The 17,248-nt window shown below is 71.4% G+C and carries 14 protein-coding genes, 1 rRNA gene and 1 riboswitch; of the genes, 8 read left to right on the forward strand and 7 right to left on the reverse strand.

The annotated features are described in order from the left end of the window. The first annotated feature begins 3 nt into the window (after nucleotides 1–3). Nucleotides 4–120 (forward strand): 5S ribosomal RNA (gene rrf, locus G6039_RS12715). A gap of 540 nt (nucleotides 121–660) precedes the next feature. Here the strand turns inward: rrf and G6039_RS12720 are convergent. Together G6039_RS12720 and G6039_RS12725 are read right to left on the reverse strand one after the other, a co-directional pair. Next, entirely contained in the window at nucleotides 661–1,041 is a 381-nt protein-coding gene (locus G6039_RS12720) for a hypothetical protein (protein ID WP_029540694.1), read from the reverse strand. A 235-nt stretch (nucleotides 1,042–1,276) separates the two neighbouring features. Then, complete coding sequence (locus G6039_RS12725; RefSeq protein ID WP_006930444.1) at nucleotides 1,277–1,618, reverse strand: YciI family protein; 342 nt, start codon at nucleotides 1,616–1,618, stop codon at nucleotides 1,277–1,279. 325 nt (nucleotides 1,619–1,943) lie between these two features. On the opposite strand from G6039_RS12725, the gene G6039_RS12730 reads away from it, so the two are divergent. Further along, complete coding sequence (locus tag G6039_RS12730) at nucleotides 1,944–2,585, forward strand: GntR family transcriptional regulator (protein WP_006930442.1); 642 nt, start codon at nucleotides 1,944–1,946, stop codon at nucleotides 2,583–2,585. A gap of 83 nt (nucleotides 2,586–2,668) precedes the next feature. After that, nucleotides 2,669–3,850 (forward strand): MFS transporter, encoded by a 1,182-nt coding sequence (locus G6039_RS12735; RefSeq protein ID WP_235194018.1) that lies wholly within the window; start codon nucleotides 2,669–2,671, stop codon nucleotides 3,848–3,850. 4 nt (nucleotides 3,851–3,854) lie between these two features. Here G6039_RS12735 and G6039_RS12740 read toward each other — a convergent pair whose 3' ends face one another. Together G6039_RS12740 and G6039_RS12745 are read right to left on the reverse strand one after the other, a co-directional pair. Further along, nucleotides 3,855–5,216: a M1 family metallopeptidase gene (locus tag G6039_RS12740; RefSeq protein ID WP_006930439.1), complete on the reverse strand. Its 1,362-nt coding sequence runs from the start codon at nucleotides 5,214–5,216 to the stop codon at nucleotides 3,855–3,857. Then, nucleotides 5,213–9,127, reverse strand: coding sequence for a Pls/PosA family non-ribosomal peptide synthetase (locus G6039_RS12745; RefSeq protein WP_051359163.1), 3,915 nt, complete (start codon nucleotides 9,125–9,127; stop codon nucleotides 5,213–5,215). The genes G6039_RS12740 and G6039_RS12745 overlap by 4 nt, the downstream gene beginning before the upstream one ends. Before the next feature lie 248 nt (nucleotides 9,128–9,375). Then, nucleotides 9,376–9,491, forward strand: a riboswitch (SAM riboswitch). Nucleotides 9,492–9,557: 66 nt separating this feature from the next. On the opposite strand from G6039_RS12745, the gene G6039_RS12750 reads away from it, so the two are divergent. Further along, entirely contained in the window at nucleotides 9,558–10,877 is a 1,320-nt protein-coding gene (locus G6039_RS12750; RefSeq protein WP_029540699.1) for an aminotransferase class V-fold PLP-dependent enzyme, read from the forward strand. 55 nt (nucleotides 10,878–10,932) lie between these two features. Here G6039_RS12750 and G6039_RS12755 read toward each other — a convergent pair whose 3' ends face one another. Continuing rightward, nucleotides 10,933–11,406 carry a YbaK/EbsC family protein gene (locus G6039_RS12755; RefSeq protein ID WP_006930436.1) on the reverse strand — a complete coding sequence of 158 codons (474 nt, stop codon included), beginning with the start codon at nucleotides 11,404–11,406 and terminating at the stop codon, nucleotides 10,933–10,935. 65 nt (nucleotides 11,407–11,471) lie between these two features. Beyond that, nucleotides 11,472–11,993, reverse strand: a complete 522-nt coding sequence (locus G6039_RS12760; RefSeq protein WP_006930435.1) for a 2-oxo-4-hydroxy-4-carboxy-5-ureidoimidazoline decarboxylase — start codon at nucleotides 11,991–11,993, stop codon at nucleotides 11,472–11,474. A gap of 147 nt (nucleotides 11,994–12,140) precedes the next feature. Between G6039_RS12760 and G6039_RS12765 the strand changes: the two genes are divergently transcribed. After that, complete coding sequence (locus G6039_RS12765) at nucleotides 12,141–12,971, forward strand: crotonase/enoyl-CoA hydratase family protein (protein ID WP_006930434.1); 831 nt, start codon at nucleotides 12,141–12,143, stop codon at nucleotides 12,969–12,971. A gap of 11 nt (nucleotides 12,972–12,982) precedes the next feature. Next, the gene (locus G6039_RS12770; RefSeq protein WP_043797634.1) at nucleotides 12,983–14,092 is read left to right on the forward strand and encodes an SRPBCC family protein; all 1,110 of its coding nucleotides are present in this window, start codon (nucleotides 12,983–12,985) and stop codon (nucleotides 14,090–14,092) included. A 54-nt stretch (nucleotides 14,093–14,146) separates the two neighbouring features. Here the strand turns inward: G6039_RS12770 and G6039_RS12775 are convergent, their stop codons facing one another. Then, nucleotides 14,147–14,638 carry an inorganic diphosphatase gene (locus G6039_RS12775; RefSeq protein WP_043797631.1) on the reverse strand — a complete coding sequence of 164 codons (492 nt, stop codon included), beginning with the start codon at nucleotides 14,636–14,638 and terminating at the stop codon, nucleotides 14,147–14,149. A 170-nt stretch (nucleotides 14,639–14,808) separates the two neighbouring features. Here G6039_RS12775 and dacB point away from each other — a divergent pair, with 170 nt between their 5' ends. Then, nucleotides 14,809–16,215: a D-alanyl-D-alanine carboxypeptidase/D-alanyl-D-alanine endopeptidase gene (gene dacB / locus G6039_RS12780; protein WP_029540702.1), complete on the forward strand. Its 1,407-nt coding sequence runs from the start codon at nucleotides 14,809–14,811 to the stop codon at nucleotides 16,213–16,215. Further along, a complete protein-coding gene (locus tag G6039_RS12785; protein WP_006930430.1) occupies nucleotides 16,206–17,246 on the forward strand; it encodes a zinc-dependent metalloprotease in 1,041 nt (346 codons plus the stop codon). The genes dacB and G6039_RS12785 overlap by 10 nt, the downstream gene beginning before the upstream one ends. Nucleotides 17,247–17,248 lie beyond the last annotated feature (2 nt).

Consider the following 17,248-nt stretch of genomic DNA (forward strand, 5'->3'; position numbering starts at 1 on the left):
AGTTACGGCGGCCATAGCGGAGGGGAAACGCCCGGTCCCATTCCGAACCCGGAAGCTAAGCCCTCCAGCGCCGATGGTACTGCACCCGACAGGGTGTGGGAGAGTAGGACACCGCCGAACACCCGTTACCGGAAGCCCCCCAACCTCGTTGGGGGGCTTCCGGCATTTTTCGTGTCTATTCCGGGGCGTCGCCATTCCCTTCCGGAAACCTGCGTTCACGGCCGTGACCGGGCCCCGTGAACTGCTCCGTTTCGTGTGAGAGTCGGTCATTGCGGTGCAGGCACCAGGTTGTACCGCTGGTAGCCCACGGGCATTGCCTCCTCGAGTTCCACTCGATGAGGGGACGGGCCGCCGTGCGCGGTGTGTCGGTGTTCGCCGGCTGGTTCGGGATGCTGAACGACGAATTTCTCCTGCCCTGGAGGTCTATCTCAGCGGAACAGCCCGGCGGGCTGGAGGCGAAGGCGACAGGAGTGGAGCGCACCCATGGTCATCGTTGCAGGACACCTCACCGTCGAGCCGTGGCGGCGCAAGTCCTACTGAAGCACAGGCGATAGGTGCCCCAGTCGGTGAGAGTCGATCAGGGAGAGGTGCGGGTTGGCGCGTAGACCGCCGGCGGCTACCTGCCCGGGTGCAGCGTGTCGACGACCTTCTCCAGTCCGATCAGCCTGCCAGTGCCTCGCGCCGCCGCCACAGCCGGGCAACCGTCCATGGCCCGAACACGAGCGAGATGATGTTGATCCCGGTCTCGACCGCCATGTCCGCAGTCATGTGCCGGTAGCTGCCGTGCTCGAGGTTCCACAGCGTATCCATGGCCCCGAGGAATGTCATCGCGCCGCCGGCCGCGATCCCCAGCGGGATGGCGACCGCTCGTCCCCTTGTCAGGTGCCAGGCACTCGTTGCGAAGCTCGCGGCCATCAGTCCGTCGGCGGCCGGAAAGGCGTTCTCGAACGCGATATAGGCGGCATCGTCGGACGACCTGACATGTCCGGCAGTGAAGTAGTCGAGCCAGTACGCCGCGACGCCGCCGGCGACGCTGCCCATCGCAACCGCGTGCAGCCGATCGCCCCACGTCGGCGGTGGTTTCATCACGCTCCCTTCAATGCATCCGAGTATGGCGGCTGCTCTTCGCAGTTGAGGGTGTAGGGCTGGTCGGCGCGTCGGTGGCCGGGTCGGCCGGCGAGGTGCCGCCGGTCGGGGTCACCCGCCCTGTGCGCTGCTGCACGCCTTTCATTATGGGCGCGCGACGCACGACCGGCTCCGGCTGGGGTTGCCCTCGTCAGCGGGCCGGGTCGTCCTGGAACTGCCGGACCTCTTGCGAGCAGCGGCAGGCGACGGCGATCTTCGCGGCCCACTCGAGTGCCGCCTCCCGCGAGGGCAGCTCGAGAACGGTGTAACCGCCGTTGGGCACCTTGTGGCCGGGGTACGTGCCCTCGGTGACGGTGCCGTCACCGGCCACGAGCACCGGGTCTACGTCCTCATCGATCCCTCCGGCGAAGACGTACACGCCCGCCGCCTTGGCCTCGTCGATGACGGCATGGGAGGCTTCGACCACCGCCTCGAAGTCCTCCTCGGGGAACACCATGGCCTCGCCAGGGAACGAGATCAGGTACTTCGCCATTCGAGGACTCCTCTGCTCCTGCCGCGTCATCCGCCGGCTCTTCTCTACGGCACCGCTCGAATGCCCAGCCCGATTGTGGCTCCGGCGCCCGACATGTGCTCGAGGTAGGGCGTCGCGACGGACCCGCAGAACCTCCTCGACGCTCTCCCCACGACCGCTTTCGCCTGTTGCGATGGACGGGTTCACCGGATTCGAGGCCGCCGCCGCGAAGAGCTCCCCGAGGCGGTCGCGGTCATGGCTCCCTTCCACCTTGCCCTCCTGGGCAAGCCGGCAGGGCCGCGTGGTGCCCCACCGTCGGCCTACGGTATAAATACATCTTGTGTCTATGTCGTATTCAGCCGCCGAGGCGGCCTACCGCGAGGTCAAGGAGCTGATCCTCTCGGGTGAGCTGCCCGGCGGGGATCTGATCAGCGAAGGGGAGATCGCCGCACGGATGTCGTGCAGCCGCACCCCGGTGCGCGAGGCCTTCCTCCGGCTCGAGGCGGAGGGCTGGATGCGCCTGTACCCCAAGCGGGGCGCGCTCGTCGTCCCGGTGGCGGACGGGGAGGCCGAGCACGTCGTCGATGCGCGACGGCTGCTGGAAACGCACGCCGTGCGCGCCGTCGCGTCGGCTCCGCAGGCGCGGGAACGGCTCGAGCGCACGTTGCGCGAATGCCTGGACACCCAGCGGGAGCTGGCCGAGCGCGGGGACGTCGGCGCCTTCAGCGGCGCCGACGCGGACTTTCACCGCAGCATCGTCGCGGCGGGCGGCAATCCGCTCCTCGACAACTTCTACGCAAGCCTGCGTGAACGCCAGCGACGGATGACGGCGCGTTCGGTCGCTCGTGATCCGGCGCAGCTGCAGAAGATCATCGCCGACCACACGCACCTGGCGGATCTCGTCGCCGCCGGGGATGCCGACGCGTTCGACGAGGCGCTTCAGGTGCACATGCGTGAGGTGCACGGACTCGGAGGGGGACGACTGTGACCGCTACTACCACCGACCCCGGTCGGCTGCCGACACTTACGGAAACGGTCCCGCGCGGGACGTGGCTGCTCGTGGCCGCCGCGATGTTCACCGTCGCGTGGGGTGGCAACGAGTTCACGCCGCTGCTCGTGATGTACCGGCTCGAACACGGTTTCGCGCCGGTCGTCGTCGACCTGTTCCTCTTCGCGTACGTCCTGGGCATCGTGCCGGCCCTGCTCGTCGGCGGCCCGCTCTCCGACCGGCTCGGGCGGCGACCGGTCATGGTGCCCGCGCCGTTCGTCGGCCTGGCCGGTTCCGCGGTGCTCGCCCTCGGGGCGGACTCCGCGCCGCTGCTCATCCTCGGTCGCATCCTCTGCGGGATCGCCCTCGGTCTCGGCATGGCCGTCGGCGGCAGCTGGCTGAAGGAACTGTCCGATCCGCGCTGGGATCCGCGCGCGACTCCCGGTGCCGGTGCGCGACGGGCCGCGATGAGCCTGACCGCCGGCTTCGGGGTCGGGGCCGGGGTCGCGGGGGCCCTCGCGCAGTGGGCGCCGATGCCGAGCGCCCTGACCTACCTCGTGCACATCGGGCTGAGCGTCGGCACCGGTGCGGCGCTGCTCCGGACGCCGGAGACCCGCCCGGCGCAGCCGGAGGTGGAACGGACTCCGCTGCGGGAGGATCTGAAGATCCCGGCGGCCGGGCACGCCCGCTTCCTGTTCGTGATCGCCCCCGTCGCCCCCTGGGTGTTCGGTGCCGCGAGTTCGGCCTACGCGATCATTCCGGCGCTGATGACCGGGCACAGCGGCGACGCGCCGGTCGCGTTCTCGGCACTGCTGTGCGTCGTGGCCCTCGGTGCCGGTTTCGCGATCCAGTCGCTGGGCCGCCGGATCGACACGCCGGGCAACGCCCGGGCCGTGGTGGTGGCGCTGACGCTGCTCGTGGTGGGGATGGTCACGGCGGCGGTCGCGGCCGCGGCACTGACCGTGCCGCTGGCGCTGCTGGCCGCGGTCGTCCTGGGGTGCGGCTACGGCATGGCACTGGTGTCGGGTCTGCAGGAGGTGCAGCGCATCGCCGGCCCCGACGACCTCGCCGGGCTCACCGCGGTGTTCTATTCGCTGAGCTATCTCGGTTTCGCGGTGCCCGCCGCCATGGTGTACCTGTCGCAGACGTACCCGGTCCTGACCTACCCGGCGATGTTCGTCGTGGGCGCCGTCGCGGCGGCCGCGTGCCTGGTGCTCGTCCTGGTCAAGTGGCGGGCGCACCTGCCGGAGCGAGCACAGGCCTGACGCCTCACGGCTCGGGCATCGGCGGCAGTGCCTTCTCGGCGAGCCACGCGTCCCACAGCGGACGCAGCGGTGCATCCGCGAACCGCGCCGCCAGATCGGTGAACTGCTCGGTGGTGACGGTCCCGTGCCGGTGCTCGGCGGTCCACTGCCGCAGCAACGCGAAGAACTTCTCGTCGCCGAGGCGCAGGCGCAGCGCGTGCAGGGTCAGGGCGCCGCGCTTGTAGACGCGGTCGTCGAACATCAGCTCCGGACCCGGGTCGCCGAGGAGGAGGTCCTGGGGTTTGCGGCCGAGCCCCCGGTGCGCGTCGGCGGCGATCGTGTGCGCCGACGGGCCGTCGGAGTTCTCCGACCACAGCCACTCCGCGTAGCAGGCGAAGCCCTCGTTCAGCCAGATGTCGCGCCACCGCGACAGGGTGAGGCTGTTGCCGAACCACTGGTGGGCGAGCTCGTGCGCGACGAGCCGCTCCTCGCCGCGGCTGCCGTCGCAGTGGTTCGCGCCGAAGATCGACAGGGTCTGCGCCTCGATCGGGATCTCGAGCTCGTCCGCGGTGACGACGACGCTGTAGTGCGTGAACGGGTAGGGCCCGAAGAGCCGGGAGAAGACGTCCATCATCTGTGGTTGCCGGCCGAAGTCCCGGTCGAAGTTCGCCTTCAGGCGCGGGGGATGCACCGCGTAGAGGGGCACCGGCCCGTCGGACACCCTGCGGGTCTCGTAGTTTCCGATCTGCACGGTGGCCAGGTAGGTCGCCATCGGTTCCGGCTGTTCGTACTCCCAGGTGGTCTGGCTGGCCCTCGTCGTCCTGCGCACCAGCGTGCCGTTCGCGATCACCTGGAAGGGCGAGTCGGCGGTGACCGTGATCCGGTAGCTGGCCTTGGCGCCGGGATGGTCGTCGCAGGGGAACCACGATGCGGCGCCGTTGGGCTGACTCGCGACGAGCGACCCCTCCTCGAGTTCCTCCCAGCCGACCTCGCCCCAGGGGCTGCGGATCGGTTTCGGTGTTCCGTGATAGTGAACGACGATCGTCAGGACCCCGCCCACGGGAATCTTCCGGGCCGGGGTGACGACGAGCTTGCCGTCGCGCTGGGCGTACTTGGCGGGCCGGGATCCGTTGACCGACAGTTTCGTCACCCGCATCGTCGGTGCGAGGTCGAGCGCGAACTTGCCGCGTGCGTCGGTGGTGGTGGCGATGACGGTGGCCGTGCCGGTGAGCCGGTTGGCCACCACCCGGTAGGTCAGGTCGAGCTCGTACCGCGACACGCGGTACCCGCGGTTGCCGCTCCGCGGCAGGTACGGATCGATCGGGGCGTCCGGCTTCGCGGTCCTGCCGTTGTCGCGCGACTTCTTCGGGTCGTTCCCCGGCTTCACTGCGGGGACCAATCGCTCGGGTGTGACCACGGTGCGATCGGATTGCCTTGCCATCTGCTCGAATCCGGAACGACGTCGCCGCGCATCACCAGCGAGGCGGGACCGACGGTGGCGCCGGCTCCGATTCCGGCCGCGGGCAGTGCGACGCACTGGGGGCCGAGGGTGGCGCCGGCGCCGAGCGTGACGGTGTCCATGGACATGATCCGATCATGGAACAGGTGCGTTTGCACAACACATCCGCGTTCCACCGTCGCGCCGTCGCCGAGGGTCACCAGGTCGGCCTCCGGCAGCCAGTAGCTCTCGCACCACACCCCGCGGCCGATCTTCGCGCCCAGGCCCCGCAGCCACAGGTTCATCACGGCCGTTCCGGTGGCGGGCCGGGCGAACCACGGCGCCGCGACGGTTTCGACGAACGTGTCGGCCACCTCGTTGCGCCACACGAACCAGCTCCACAGGGGGTGCTCCTCGCGGCCGATGCGCCCGACGGCCACCCACTTGGCGGTCACGGACACGATGCCGGCCACGGCGCCGGCAAGGATGAGCACGAGGCCGCTCAGCGCCGCGGCCGGGCCGTATCCCGCCGCGCCGGCCAGCGCCTGCAGGGCGAACAGGACGCCGAGGCCGATGCCGAACGTGACGATCATGGGGAGCAGGCGGAAGGTCTCGACGAAGCCGCGTGCCACCCGGAGCCGCAGCGGGGGCGCGAACGTGCGGCTCGAGTCGCCGTCGTTCGCGGCGCGGCGCAGCCGCACCGGTGGGCTGCCCAGCCACGAGGAACCCGACTTGGCCTTCGACGGGGCAGCGGAGAGCACGGCGACGAGCCCGTACTTGGGCACCCGGCGCCCGGGGGCGGCCATGCCCGAGTTGCCGAGGAACGCGCGCTTGCCGACCTTGGCCCGGGAGATATACAGCCAGCCGCCACCGAGTTCGTAGCTGGCGACCATGGTGTCGTCGGCGAGGAAGGCGCCGTCGGCGACGCGGGTGAACTTGGGCACCATCAGCACGGTGGAGGCTTCGACGTCCTTGCCGATGTCGGCGCCGAGCAGCCGCAGCCAGCCGGGGGTGAGCATCGAGGCGTAGAGCGGGAACAGGAACGTGCGCGAGCTGTCCATCAGGCGCTCGGTCGCCCACACCTGCCAGCCGACGCGGCTGCGGACGGGGTGGTGGCCCTCGATCATGCCGAGGGACAGGGCGCGCACCGACAGCACCGTGAGCGCGGCGAACACGAACAGGGTCAACAGTGCGGCCACCGGCAGGATCGCTGCGCTGCGGAGCAACGCGTCGGTCAGGTCGGCGGTGTCGCGGATCCACCATCCGACCAGCGTGAGGCCGGCGGCGATCGAGACGATCGGCAGCGAGGCCAGCGCCACCGACGTGAGGCCGAAGACCGGCACCCACCACGCGGCGCGGCGCGGCGGCTCGTCGGGCCACGGATGTACGGCTTTGCCGACCTTCCGCGCAGGGGAGCCCGCCCAGTGCTGGCCGGCCTTGACCCGGCCGAAGACGGCGGAGCCGGCCTCGACCTCGGCGTTCTTGCCGATCTTGGCGCCCGGGGCGAGCGTCGAGCGGGCACCGACGGTGGCGCCGGCGCCGATCCGGATGGTGCCGATGTGGACCTCGTCGCCGTCGACCCAGTGGCCGGACAGGTCGACCTCGGGTTCGACGGAACAGCCGTCGCCGAGTTCGAGCATGCCGGTCACCGGCGGCAGGCTGTGCAGGTCGACGCCCTGACCGACCTTCGCGCCGAGGGCGCGGGCGTAATACAGCATCCACGGCGCCCCGGACAGGTTCACCGCGCCGCTGGCCTCCGACAGCCGCAGCGCCGTCCACAGCCGCAGGTGTTCGCTGCCGCCCCTCGGATAGGTGCCGGGTTCCAGGTTGCGCAGCAGCAGCCGCGTCCCGGCGACGGCGACGGACATCCGGCCGAGCGGGGTCAGGAACAGCAGGATGCCGAGCGCCACCCACCACCACGACACCGGCGCGAGCCACGGCAGGTCGACGAACAGCGCGAAGACGTTGTTCGCCGTCGCCAGCCATGTCACCCATTGCAGTCCGGTCAGGGTGGTGAGCGGCACCGTGATGGCCAGCTGCAGCAGCTGCGTCCGGCGTGGGACGGGGGCCACCTGCCGCGGCGCGACCACCGCGGACGGTGCGAGGTCGTCGAGGTACCCGGCCAGCGAGCCGAGCCGCGGATGGTCGTACAGTTCGGCGACGGTCATCGCGGGGTAGCGCTCGCGCAGGGCGGTCACCAGCTGGGCCGCGGAGAGGGAGCCGCCGCCGAGTTCGAAGAAGTCGTCGTCGATGCTCTCGATCGGGGTGCCGAGGATCGACACCCACAGTCCGGCGACCCACTCGGCGGTCGGGTCGAGACCCAGGGCCTCGGCGGAGTCTGCCTCGGCGCCGGGCAGCGGCCACGGCAGCGCGTTGCGGTCCACCTTGCCGGAGGTGCGGGTGGGCAGCTCGTCCACCAGCGCCAGCCGCGGCACCAGGGCCGCGGGCAACTGCTCGCCGAGCAGGTCGCGCGCGGAGGCGAGATCGAACTCCGGGTCGGTGCTGGCGATGTACCCGACGAGGATCGAGTGCCCGGCCGCGGTCTTGCGCACGGCGGCCGCGCCGCCGGCGACGCCGGGCAGGTTCTGCAGAGCGTTGTCGACCTCGCCGAGTTCGATGCGCCGACCGCCGATCTTGACCTGATCGTCGGCGCGTCCCTGGAACAGCAGGCCCCTGCGGTCGAGGGTGACCAGGTCGCCGCTGCGGTACGCGCGGTCCCAGCCGAGGGTGGGCATGGGGGCGTATTTCTCGGCGTCCTTGGCCGGGTCGAGGTAGCGAGCCAGTCCGACGCCGCCGATGACGAGTTCGCCGGTACCGCCCTCGGGCACGGGCCGGCCGTCGGCGTCCACCACGGCGAGGTCCCAGCCGTCGAGCGGCAGACCGATGCGGATCGGGCCCTTGCCGTCCATGGTTGCCGCGCATGCGACGACGGTGGCCTCGGTCGGCCCGTAGGTGTTCCACACCTCGCGACCGGGCACGGCCAGTCGCTCGGCGAGGTCCGGCGGGCAGGCCTCGCCACCGAAGATCAACAGCCGCACCGCTTCGAGCGCCTCGGCGGGCCACATCGCCGCGAGGGTGGGGACGGTGGAGACGACGCTGATGTCGCGGGAGACCAGCCACGGCCCGAGGTCCATCCCGGACCGCACGAGCGAGCGGGGCGCCGGCACGAGGCACGCGCCGTGCCGCCACGCCAGCCACATCTCCTCGCAGGAGGCGTCGAAGGCGACCGACAGTCCTGCCAGTACGCGGTCGCCGGGCCCGATCGGGTTCTCGCGCAGGAACAGCCGGGCCTCGGCGTCGACGAAGGCGGCGGCGCTGCGATGGCTGACCGCGACGCCCTTGGGGGTGCCGGTGGAGCCGGAGGTGAAGATGATCCAGGCGGCGTCGTCGAGGCGCGGGCCGCGCAGCTGTGGCGCGGGCGACGGCGGCGCGGTGCCCGGGCCGATGCCGTCGGCGGTGACGACGGCGGTGACCATCGCCTCCCCGAACACGAGTTCGGCGCGTTCGTCGGGGTCGTCCGCGTCCACCGGCACGTAGGCCGCGCCCGCCGCGAGGATGCCCAGGATCATCACGTACAGGTCCTTGGAGCCGGACGGCATGCGCACGCCGACGCGGTCACCGGCGCCGACTCCCGCGTCGGCGAGCCGGTACGAGCAGGCGATGACCTCTTCGACGAGTTCGGTGTAGCTGAGAGTGACGGTGCCGTCGTCGACGGCCGGGGCGTCCGGGTGGGTGTCGGCGGTGGCCCGCAGGATGTCGACGAGGGTGCGGGGGGCCGGGGCGTGGGAGGAGCGAACGAACTCCTCGGGGATGCGATACGACCGATCCGGATCCGTCGTGGGCTGGGCAGGCAATCGCATGTCCTTCTCTCGGCCTGGTGATGCGTTCGTCCGGTTATCTCACGGTCAGATGGACGGAGGGTGAACATCGGGTGTGTCGGTGCCCACTCCATCGGTGGAATCTCCCGCTCGACCCGACGTCGCGCTCCGCGGCGCGGCGTCCGATTCCGCTCGAAAAACCTTATCTCCCTGAAACTTCCGTTTGCGGGACGACGGCCGCCGCGATTCCGGTTTGACATCCGTGCGCGCTCCTGCAATCCTCTTCGGCAGGTCACGAGAACCAGCGACAAGCCCCGGCTAGCTGGTCGGCAACCCTCCTCCGCGGTGGGGTGCTCCGGGTGACGACCAGGCCGTGTTTCCACACCGGACACGGCAAGCGCGGATTCGGACCGTGATCGCACTCGGGCGACGAGGCGACCACCGGCGAATCCCTGAACGACGAGGGAACGTCATGACTGCTGCCGTACTGACCGCCGACACCTGCATCGCCCCGTTCGCCCGGGTCACCGGATGTGACCTGCAGGTACCCCTGGTCCAGGGTGGTACCTGCACCTACGCCAACTTCGACTACGCGGCGAGCGCGCCCGCCCTCGAAGCGGTCACCGAGCGGATCGCCGAGCTCCTGCCGTACTACGCCAGTGTGCACCGCGGTGCCGGTTACGCCTCCCGGATCTCCACCTCGAGCTACGAGCAGGCTCGTGAGTCGGTGGCCCGATTCGTGTGCGCCGCAGACGATCAGGTGGTGGTGTTCACCCGCAACACCACCGACTCCCTCAACCTCCTGGCCGGAGCCGTACCCGGCGACGTCGTGGTGCTCGACGTCGAGCACCACGCAAACCTGTTGCCCTGGAAGAATGCCCGCGTCGTCGAGGCCGCGGACACCGTCGCCGAGACGGTCCGCCGGCTCGTCGCCGAGCTGTGCAGCAAGCCCGCCGCGCTGCTCGCCGTCACCGGCGCCTCCAACGTGACCGGCGAGGTCCTCCCGATCGCCGAACTCGCCGACGTGGCGCACGCCTGCGGCGCCCGGATCCTCGTCGACGGAGCGCAATTGGTGCCGCACCGGCGGATCGACCTCACCGCTCTCGGCGTCGACTACCTCGCGTTCTCGGGTCACAAGCTCTACGCCCCGTTCGGTGCCGGCGCTCTGGTCGGACGCCGGGACTGGCTCGACGTCGCGGAACCGTATCTCGCAGGGGGCGGTGCGGTCCGCGAAGTGCGTCTCGGTCACACCGAATGGGCGTGCGCCCCGGCGCGGCACGAGGCCGGCACGCCGAACGTGCTCGGCGTCGCGGCCCTCGCCGCGGCGTGCGACGCGCTCGCCGGTTTCGACGCCGACGCCGTCGCCGAGCACGAGGAGGCGCTGTGCCGGCGCCTCCTCGGCGGGCTGCGCGACCTCGACGGCGTGGAGATCCTGCGGCTGTGGAGCGACTCGCCGGACTCGGTCGGCATCGTCACCTTCACGGTCTCCGGATTCGAACCCGGCGAGGTGGCGTCGTACCTGTCCGCCGAGCACGGAATCGGTGTGCGCGACGGCCGGTTCTGCGCACACCCGCTGCTCGCGCGGGTCGGCCTGCCCGGCGGTGCGGTGCGCGCCTCCCTGGGGCTCGGCAGCTCGTCCGCCGACGTGGACCGCCTGCTCGACGCGCTGCGCGGGCTCGTCGACGCCGGTCCCGGCTGGACCTACGCCAAGACCGACGGCCTGTGGGGACCGTCGCCCGAGACCCGTCCGGGCCTGGTGGAGTCCACCGCCGGCGCCGCGCAGTGCAGCTGACCGATTCCCGGGCGGACCGCCGGACAGGCACTGCCCGCCGGTCGAGCCGGCAGGTCTAGTCGACGTCGACGTCGACGGCCGCCGTGATGCGCATCAGCTCGCGGAACGTCGTGCGGAACAGCGTGCGCGGATGCCCGCCGGAGGCCCACAGCTCGGGGAAAGCGGCCAGGGCGGTGTCGACGTACGTGGTCAGGTTCGTCGGATGCCCGAGCGGTGCCACCCCGCCGACGGGCTGCCCGGTGACCTCGGTGACCACGTCCGGGGGCGCCGCAACGAGCGCACCACCGAGGCGTTTGCCCGTCCGTTCCGGGTTCACCCGATGCGCACCCGAGACCAGCAGCAGCACCGGTTCGTCGTCGAGCAGGAACACCAGCGACTTGACGATCGCACCCACGTCGACCCCGAGTGCGGCCGCCGCCTGCTCCGCGGTGTGCACCGACTCCGGCTGGGTTGTGATCAGCCCGTGATGACCGCGCGCGATGAGCGTGTCGGCCACCCGAGCGGCATTCGGATGCAGTGTCCCGGACATGGTTCCAGCCTAGGAGCCCACCGCCGTCCGTGGCCCCGATCGACAGGGCTGCCCGCAGTCGGCGGTCAATACAGGGGAAAGCCGTCCTCCGGTCCGAGCATGCGCTCGAGCCGGGTACGGGTGATCTTGGCCAGTTCCTCCGTGCACGCTTTGCGCTCCGCCTCGGGTTCGTGCGCGAGGCGGTGGTGAAGATCCGTCAGCAGTTCCCCCGGCCCGCGTCCCTGGGGGCACCACAGGTAGCGGTAGCCGAAGCGCTCCTCGTAGGCGGCCGCCGCGGCCGTGATCGCGGTCATCAACGCCTCGTCCTCGTCCCACAGCGAGCACTGCTCGAGCCGCGAGGCGGTGCTGCCGCGCCGGCGTCCCACCACCGGGTGGCAGTCGAGGGCCTCCGCGATCTCCGCGTCGCCCAGCGAGAACAGGGCGGCGTCGGCTCGGGCGAACAGTTCCGAGTAGCTCGCGTAGGGCCGCCCGGCCGCCACCGACTGGGCCCAGGTCAGCGACGCGCAACACTCGTACAGCGCGTGGGTGGCGCCCCGCCGGGACAGGGCATTGAAGGCGCCCAGACCGATGCCCTGATGCATCAACATGGCAGTCGCTCCTTTGCGAGTCGGACCGTTCGTGTCCTCAGGATCCGTCCGGTTCGCGGCGGTCACCAGTGGGGTAGCAGGGAATTTTCGAGGCTGTAACGAGCGGCCCTCGTCGGCCGTCCGAAGCGCAGACATTACTGTTGAGTAATGACTGCAGATTCCCGCTGGAAAGCGTTCACCGTCGACGTCGCCGACCACGTCGCCCGCGTCACGCTGGTCGGGCCCGGTAAGGGCAACGCGATGGGTCCCGACTTCTGGACCGAGCTGCCCGTGCTGTTCGGCGAGCTCGACGCCGATCCGGACGTGCGCGCCGTCGTGCTCGCCGGCGCCGGCAAGCACTTCTCCTTCGGCCTCGACCTGCCCGCCATGAGCGGCGACCTGGGCAAGGTCCTCGCCGACAAGGCGCTGGCCGCCCCGCGCACCGAGTTCCACGAGATGGTCAAGCGGATGCAGGCGGCGATCACCGCGGTCGCGGACTGTCGCAAGCCGGTCGTCGCGGCCGTGCAGGGCTGGTGCATCGGCGGCGGCGTGGACCTGATCTCGGCGGCCGACATCCGCTACGCCAGTGCCGACGCGAAGTTCAGCGTCCGCGAGGTCAAGGTCGGGATGGTCGCCGACGTGGGTAGCCTCGCCCGCCTGCCGCTGATCATCGGCGACGGGCACCTGCGCGAACTCGCCCTCACCGGCAAGGACATCGACGCGGCACGTGCGGAGAAGATCGGTCTGGTCAACGACGTCTTCGCCGACGCCGACGCCGTTCTGGCGGCCGCGCAGGCCACCGCCGCCGAGATCGCGGCGAACCCGCCGCTGGTCGTGCACGGCATCAAGGACGTCCTCGACCACAGCCGCTCGGCGCGCGTCGACGACAGCCTGCGCTACGTGGCGGCCTGGAACGCGGCGTTCCTGCCGTCGGAGGACCTGACCGAGGCCATCACGGCAGTCTTCGAGAAGCGGCCCCCGGAGTTCCGGGGGCGGTAGAGGATGGACGGGTGCGACGGCATCCGGCCCTGACGTGGGGCGGCCGGCTGGTGCCGGTCGTCCCACTGTTGTATCTGGCGGTCTATCGGCCGTGGCAGCTGCGCTGGGGTGCGACCAGGACCGAAGTGGCTCAGCGGGTTCCGGGTGATGAGATCGTGCCCGGTCCGCACTGGTCGGCGACCCGTGCGGTGTCGATCGCGGCCGACCCCGAGGACGTGTGGCCCTGGCTGGTCCAGATGGGGGCGGGGGACCGTGCCGGCTGGTACAGCTACGACCTCGTCGACAACGGCGGGAAGCCGAGCGCCGGCGAGATCCGGCCCGAACTGCAGCGGCTCGAGGTCGGCGACCCCGTCCGGCTCATCGCGGGTTCTCCGGCCGCCTTCCGGGTGGAGTCGATCGACCCCGGACGTTCGCTCGTGTATGCCCACTCGCACGACGGTGGCACGGTCACCGCCGTGCTGGTGCTGCGCCCGGACGGTCCCGGCCGTAGCCGGCTGGTGCATCGCGTGCGATTCCGCATCCCTCCGTCGCCGTTCGCTGTCGGCTGGGCCGCCCTCATGGACGCGGGGGACTTCGTGATGTCCCGGCGGATGCTGCTCGGCATCCGGGACCGGGCCGAACGGCATGCCCGACGGCGCCGGGGCGGGCCGCCGCCTGTCGACGAAAGTCATGGGGTCACAATGGATTTCCGGCTCATGATCCCGGTGCGCCGACCGCCCGGTGCGGCGTTCGCGCTGCTCGCCGACGTTCAGGAACACGTGGGTGCACCGGCGCGCACGGGCGTCCGGATGAGCAAATCTCCACTCGGTCCGACCGCCGAGGGCACCCGGTGGCACGAGCGGGTGCGGCTCGCGCCGGGCTGGTGGATGTCCGTCGACAGCGTCGTGACCGCGATCGAGGAGCCGGAGCTGCTCGGGATGGACTTCCGGAGCGCCTGGTTCACCGGTCACCTCGACTACCGGATCGAGCCCACCCCGGGGGGATGTCTCCTGCGGCAGCACTTCGTCATGCAGTTGCCGCGCCCGCTGCAGTCGTGGTCGGCGCGGGTGGACGCCCGGCTCCGCCCGCGCCTGCTCGATCGGCTCGCCGAGGTCCGGGACGCGATCGAGCAGGGCGTGTGAGAACGCGTTCGGGCTCCGCAGCCGGCGGCCGCGGAGCCCGAACGATGCGTGGTGTCAGTGCCCGCCGTCGGCCTTCAGGCGCTCGATCGACGCGGAGACCTCGGCCTCGGCCTCGGCGCGGCCGACCCAGTCCGCGGCCTCGACGTGCTTGCCCGGCTCGAGGTCCTTGTAGTGCACGAAGAAGTGCTTGATGGCGTCCAGTTCGAACTGCGAGACGTCGCTGATGTCCTTGACGTGGTCCCAGCGCGGATCGTCCGCGGGCACGGCGAGGACCTTGTCGTCGCCCCCGGCCTCGTCGACCATCTTGAACATGCCCACCGGGCGGGCCTCGACGATGACGCCGGGGAACACCGACTCGGGCAGCAGCACCATGCAGTCCAGCGGGTCGCCGTCCTCGCCGAGGGTGTTCTCGATGTAGCCGTAGTCGGCGGGGTAGCCGAACGAGGTGTAGAGGTAGCGGTCCAGCTTCACACGGCCGGTTTCGTGATCGACCTCGTACTTGTTGCGCTGTCCCTTGGGGATCTCGATGGTGACCTCGAACTCCACGCCGTGTCCTCACTTGTAAGTCGATACGACTGCCGTATCTGCGGTGATGGTCCGCACAGAGGATAACGGGTCGGCGCTAGGCTGGTGGCGCAGGTGCCGGACCAGCGGGGCGGCCACCAGGGCGCGGGTTTCGCCGGAGCGGACGCCGCGGGATTCGACACAGCGGAGGCGTGTTGGCGGGGCAGGGCAAGAAGAAGCTGGGCACACTGGCGGGACGGCGCCGCCGGAACCTCCGGATCCTGTTCACCATCTGGGGAGCGGGAACCGTCGCGCTGCTCGTGGGGGGAGCCTTCGCGCTCTCCGACGTCCGCAGCGGGGAGGCCGCCGCCGCGATAGCGCCCGCGCCGGCGCCCGTCACCGCAACCCCGCAGGTGGCGCCGGTACCCGCCGACGCGCTCGCCCCCACTGCTCCCGCGCTGGCGGCCACGCTCGCACCGGCGCTGGGGAACGCGGGACTCGGCAACTTCACCGGCTCGATCACCGACGCCGCCACGGGCACCGTGCTGTGGTCGAAGGATCCCGCCCGGCCGATGATCCCGGCGTCGACGACGAAGGTCCTCACCGCCGCTGCGGCGCTGCTCGCCCTGCCGGCCGAACACCGCGTCACCACCAAGGTCGTCGAGGGTGGCCGGCCGGGGGAGATCGTGCTCGTCGCCGGCGGCGATCCCACCCTCACCGCCCGGCCCGTCGGCGAATCCGGCTTCTACGCCGGCGCCCCGCGCATCGCCGACCTGGTGCAGCAGATCCAGCGGAGCGGCACCGTCGTCGACACGGTGCTCGTCGACGCCGGTGCCTACGCCGGCGACCCTCTGGCCCCCGGCTGGTTCCCGGCCGACATCGCCGGCGGTTCCGTGGCCCCGATCGAACCGGTGATGCTCGACGGCGGCCGCCTGAACCCGCTCGAGGACGAGTCGCCGCGCACGCCCACCCCCGCCCTCGACGCCGGTCGGGCCCTCGCCGCAGCACTCGGCGCCGACCCCGCCCGGGTCGCCGCCGGCACCGCCCGGCCCGGAGCAGCCCCGCTGGCCGCGGTCCAGTCGGCGCCGCTGCGCGACCGGCTCGGGCAGATGATGGGCTACTCCGACAATGTCCTCGCCGAGGCCGTCGGCCGCGAGATCGCCGCGGCCGAGGGCGCCGAGCCGTCGTTCCGCGGCGCGGTCGACAGCGTCTCCGCGGTCCTGCGCGAGGCCGGATTCGACCTGACCGGGCTCACCCTCCACGACGTGAGCGGGCTGTCCGTCGACAACCGGATTCCCGCGCAACTGCTCGACGGGGTGATGGCCGCCGCCGCCGGAACCGAACAGGCGTCGCTGCGCCCGATGCTGGACTACCTGCCCGTCGCCGGCGCCACCGGCACCCTCTCCGAGCGCTACGCCTCGACCAATCGCGACGGGGCGGGTTGGGTCCGCGCGAAGACGGGCACTCTGTCACAGGCGAGCGGCCTGACCGGATTCGTCGTCGACACCGACGGACGGGTGCTGACGTTCGCCCTGTTGTCCAACGACCGTCCGCCGGGCGAGAGCCGGCCGGCCCTCGACGCGGTGGCGGCGACCCTCCGAGGATGCGGATGCCGATGACCGACCAGGACCGGACGCTGGGTGACGCGATCGACTGGAAGCTCGCGGCCGGGATCGGGGCGCGCCTGACCCGACCGGGCCCGGCGATGTCGCGCTACACCGCCGAGACCGTCTCCGCCGAGCTGGCGTCGGCCGCCGACCGCGCCGAGCCGCCGGTGCGGGAGCTGACCGGACTCGGTGACGGGCGGGACGTGCCGCCCGCCGCGGTCGTCGACCGGTCCGGCTGGGTGCACGCCGCCGCCAGGTCGATGGCAGACCTCACCGGTTCCGGGCCCGCCGACGGCCGCTGGGTCGGCAAGCCCGCCGGCGTGCAGGCCGGTGCGATGCTCGCGTACCTTTCCTCCGCCGTGCTCGGTCAGTACGACCCGTTCTCACGGTCGCTGCTGCTCGTCGCGCCGAACGTCGTCGCGGTCGAGCGGGCGCTGCGGGTGCCCACCGCCGACTTCCGGCTGTGGGTGTGCCTGCACGAGGTCACCCACCGCGTGCAGTTCGCCGAGGCGCCGTGGATGGCAGATCTGATGCGCGAGGCCGCGGCGGAGCTGGGCCGGACCGCGGAAGAGTCGTTCACCGACCTGGCCGGCCGGATCACCGGGGTCCTGCGCGATCGCCGGCCGGGCGAGGAGAAACCCATGGCCGAGCGCGGCGTGCTCGGTCTCGTCCGAGCGGTGCAGTCCGAACCCCAGCGCGCCGCACTCGACCGCATGCTGGCCCTCGGCACCGTGCTCGAAGGCCACGCCGACCACGTGATGGACGCGGTCGGGCCCACCGTGGTGCCCGCCGTCGCGCAGATCCGCCGGGCGTTCGACAACCGCCGGCGCCGGGCCGTGAACCCCGTCCACCGCATCATCCGCGCACTGCTCGGGATGGACGCCAAGATGGCCCAGTACGTGCAGGGCAAGAAGTTCGTCGACACCGTCGTCGAGCGGGCGGGCATGGCCCGGTTCAACGTCGTCTGGAGCGGTCCGGACGCGATGCCGACCCTCGCCGAGATCGACGACCCCCACGCGTGGATCGCGCGGGTGCTGGGCTGACG

The organism is Rhodococcus aetherivorans (assembly GCF_011058165.1).
GTDB lineage: Bacteria > Actinomycetota > Actinomycetes > Mycobacteriales > Mycobacteriaceae > Rhodococcus > Rhodococcus aetherivorans.